Source organism: Bradyrhizobium sp. AC87j1, assembly GCF_002936975.1.
In the GTDB taxonomy this organism is placed as follows: domain Bacteria; phylum Pseudomonadota; class Alphaproteobacteria; order Rhizobiales; family Xanthobacteraceae; genus Bradyrhizobium; species Bradyrhizobium shewense.
The window spans coordinates 1-522 of record NZ_PTFE01000287.1 but is presented as its reverse complement, the minus strand read 5'-3'; the positions used below and the strand labels follow the sequence as shown (position 1 = coordinate 522).

At 67.2% G+C, this 522-nt stretch carries 1 protein-coding gene; it reads left to right on the top strand.

Translation table 11 applies throughout. The features are described 5' to 3' along the window. The first annotated feature begins 8 nt into the window (after positions 1-8). Positions 9-416, top strand: coding sequence for a hypothetical protein (locus CV770_RS41355; RefSeq protein WP_104466338.1), 408 nt, complete (start codon positions 9-11; stop codon positions 414-416). Positions 417-522 lie beyond the last annotated feature (106 nt).

Genomic DNA, 522 nt, shown 5'->3' with positions numbered 1-522 from the left:
GGCCTGCCATGCATTTTCGTGTTTGCAAAACCGCCCATGTGTTCGAGCGCGTGGGGCTTGCGATGGCCGGCGCGGCGTGCGGGCTGTTCGTCGGCGCCTATGTGGGATCGGCGATATCAGCGCTCACCACGCAGGGCTTTCTGATGGTGATGATGGTGCTGGGCTTCGTCGGCTTCTATCTCGGCATCGACACGCCGCAATTGCCGTTCGACGAGGCGCATAGCGCGATCGACGCCGCCGAATTCCTCAGCGCCGCCGGCACGCTCTGCGCCACGCTCACCGCGCTCGCCTCCGTCGCCGTCATCGTGCTCCGCCTCGATCCGCACCTGGCCTGGACCTGGCTCGCCCTGCTCGGCTGGATCGCCGGCGTCGCCATGCAGATCGTCGGCGGCGCGAAAGCGAGGATGCGGAAGTAGGGCGTCTGCTTGTCGTTCGGGAGATATCGCCGCGAGCACACTGCGTTCCCTCCCCCCTTGTGGGGGAGGGCTAGGGAGAGGGGTAGCCGCACGGCGGGCTCTAGCG

Coding starts and splice junctions, on each gene's coding strand:
- CV770_RS41355 (WP_104466338.1), top strand. CDS start 9: ATGCATTTTCGTGTTTGCAAAACCGCCCATGTGTTCGAGCGCGTGGGG.